Source organism: Kocuria sp. SM24M-10, from assembly GCF_001027955.1.
Classification (GTDB): domain Bacteria; phylum Actinomycetota; class Actinomycetes; order Actinomycetales; family Micrococcaceae; genus Kocuria; species Kocuria oceani.
Genome location: NZ_LDNX01000045.1, coordinates 1 through 2,800 on the forward strand (window position 1 = coordinate 1; position 2,800 = coordinate 2,800).

Here is a 2,800-nt window from a genome sequence, read left to right on the forward strand (position 1 = left end):
GGCGGCGGGCACGGTCCCCGTGGCGGGCCGGGGCGCCCGCGCTCGCTCCGGGCGCCGACCGCGGGCGGGAGCTCAGGCGGTGGGGTCGCGCCCCTCCGTCAGGGCGTCCCAGGAGTCGATCTCGTCCCCGCGCCCGGCGGTCGCGCCCGGGGCGGCTTCCGTGCCGGTGCGCTCGTAGCGCCGGGCCGTGGTCCAGGACCGCCCCGCCAGCAGGGACCACGCGCCGCACAGGGCGACCAGCACGGCCGCGGCCGCGGCGAGCCACGGCCAGAGGGTCAGGGCGAACTCGCCGCCGGCGTTGACCATGCCCGTGGTCTCCCCCACCGTGGTCTGCGCGGCGCCGGCCGGGTCCGCCAGCACGGCCACGGACGCGGCCAGGGCGCCCAGGCCGGCCAGGACGACCACCACGGACACCACCGCGCGCAGCACGCGCCCGGAGATGGCCGTGGTGAGGGCGCCGGCGGCCGCGACCAGCCCCAGGGCGGTGACTGCAGGGGCGGCGTCGGAGCCGGCGACGTCCACGGTCACGGGTTCGAGGGTGGTCTGCACCGTGGCGGAGACCCACGTGGCCGCCGAGCAGCCGAAGACCGCGAGCGCGGCGACCAGCGTGGCCAGCACCACCGTGGACCGGCGGGAGAGCCGCGAGCGCCGGGACGCCGTGGCCTCAGCCACGCCCGGCACCGGCGCCCGGGACGGCCGTGCGCTCGAGGTCGAGCTCGTGCAGCCGCTCGGCGAGCAGGACCGCCCGCAGCGGGGCGGTCGCCTTGTTCAGGGACTCGAGGGCCTCGGTCTCGGGGTCGGAGTCGGCGACGATGCCGCCGCCGGCCTGGACGTAGGCCTTGCCGTCCACGAGCAGCGCGGTGCGGATGGCGATGGCCATGTCCATGTCCCCGGCGAAGTCCAGGTAGCCGACCACCCCGCCGTAGACGGCCCGGCGCAGCGGCTCGTACTCGTCGAGCAGCCGCAGGGCGCGCGGCTTGGGCGCACCGGAGAGGGTGCCGGCGGGGAAGGTCGCGGCGAGGACGTCGTAGGCGGTGGCGTCCGGGCGCATCCGCCCGACGACGTTGGAGCACAGGTGCATGATGTGGCTGAAGCGCTCGACCTCCATGAACTCGGTGACCTCCACGGAGCCCGGAACGGCGATCTTGGAGATGTCGTTGCGGGCGAGGTCCACGAGCATGAGGTGCTCGGAGCGCTCCTTCTCGTCCTGGAGCAGGTCCCGCTCGAGGGCGAGGTCCTCCTCCACGGTGCGTCCGCGGGGGCGGGACCCGGCGATGGGGTGGGTGACGGCCTGGTCCCCGGTCACGGTCACGAGCGCCTCCGGCGAGGAGCCGACGACCGAGAAGGGGCGCCCGTCGGCGTCCTCGAAGCTGTACAGGTACATGTAGGGGCTGGGGTTGATCGCCCGCAGCATGCGGTAGACGTCGAGGGAGTCGGCCGTGCACTCCGTCTCGAAGCGGCGGGAGACCACGACCTGGAAGATGTCCCCGTCCACGATCGCCTTCTTGCCCTCCACGATGGAGTTCATGAACAGCGTGCGGTCCCAGCTCTGGGCGACCTTGGCCTCGAGGTCGCCGCGGATCTCGTCGGCGCCGGTGAGCGTCGAGGCGGTGACGTGGTCCACGGGCCGGGCGAGCTTCTCGAGCATCGCGTGCACCCGCTCCACGGCGTCCGCCCACGCCTCGTCGACGCGCTCGTCGGTGTCGTCGAAGTTGATGGCGTTGGCCACGAGCAGGACGGTGCCGTCGGTGTTGTCGTGGACGGCGATGTCGGAGACGAGGTTCATGGCCAGCTCGGGCAGGTGCAGGTCGTCCTCGGGCGGGTGCGGGAGCTTCTCCCAGCGGCGCACGGCCTCCCAGCCCACGAACCCCACGAGCCCGGAGGTCAGCGGGGGGACGTCCTCGAAGCGCTCCGTGTGCAGCAGCGCCATGGTGTCCCGCAGGGCCTCGACCGGGCTGCCCCCGGTGGGGGCGCCGGCGGGTGCCCGGCCGATCCAGTGGGCCTGCCCGTCCTTGGCGGTCAGGGTGGCCCGGGAGTTCGCGCCGACGAACGAGTAGCGGGACCAGACCCCGCCCTCGGCCGCGGACTCCATGAGGAACGTGCCGGGACGGGCGGCGCCGTCCTCGAGCGCGAGCGCACGGTAGAGGCCGATCGGGGTCACGGCGTCCGCGAGGATCTTGACGCGCACGGGGATGACGCGCCGCTGCGCGGCGAGCGCGCGGAACTCTTCGAGGGTGGGGCTGATGGTGCCCAGGTCCTGCATGGGTGTCGACCTGACTTCCTGGTGGCGGAGGAGGAGAGCGGGGGGTGCGGCTCAGACGGCGGCGGCGGCGCCGAGGTCGCGGCCGTCGAAGCAGCTGCGGGTGCCGGTGTGGCAGGCGGCGCCGGTCTGGTCGACCTGCACGAGCAGGGCGTCGCCGTCGCAGTCCAGGCTCACGCGGTGCACGCGCTGGACGTGCCCGGAGGTGTCGCCCTTGCGCCAGTACTCCTGGCGGGACCGGGACCAGAACGTCACGCGGCCCTCCGTGAGGGTGCGGCGCAGGGCCTCGTCGTCCATCCAGCCCAGCATCAGCACCTCCTTGGTGTCGTGCTGCTGGACCACGGCGGCCACGAGACCGGCCGGGTCCCGCTTGAGGCGCGCCGCCACGGCGGGATCGAGGACGGCGGTTCCGGGTGCGGGGCTCTGCTGGTTCATCGCCCCCATCCTATCGACCTGTTCCGGGGGGACGGGTCCCCGGCCTCGGCGGCCAGGGGCCCGGGGGCCGGAGCCGCGGGAGCCGTGACCCCGGTGCCGGGGGCC

General features: G+C 74.7%; 3 protein-coding genes. All 3 read right to left on the reverse strand.

Annotation, left to right across the window (positions count from 1 at the left end):
• Positions 1-72: 72 nt before the first annotated feature.
• From ABL57_RS05195 to hisI, 3 genes are read right to left on the reverse strand one after another with little or no spacing between them, the layout of a single operon-like run.
• Complete coding sequence (locus ABL57_RS05195) at positions 73-672, reverse strand: Trp biosynthesis-associated membrane protein (RefSeq protein WP_047802393.1); 600 nt, start codon at positions 670-672, stop codon at positions 73-75.
• Positions 665-2,263 (reverse strand): anthranilate synthase component I, encoded by a 1,599-nt coding sequence (locus ABL57_RS05200; protein WP_047802391.1) that lies wholly within the window; start codon positions 2,261-2,263, stop codon positions 665-667. Before ABL57_RS05200 ends, ABL57_RS05195 begins: the two co-directional genes overlap by 8 nt.
• A gap of 51 nt (positions 2,264-2,314) precedes the next feature.
• Positions 2,315-2,695 carry a phosphoribosyl-AMP cyclohydrolase gene (gene hisI / locus ABL57_RS05205; protein WP_047802392.1) on the reverse strand — a complete coding sequence of 127 codons (381 nt, stop codon included), beginning with the start codon at positions 2,693-2,695 and terminating at the stop codon, positions 2,315-2,317.
• Between the last annotated feature and the right edge of the window lie 105 nt (positions 2,696-2,800).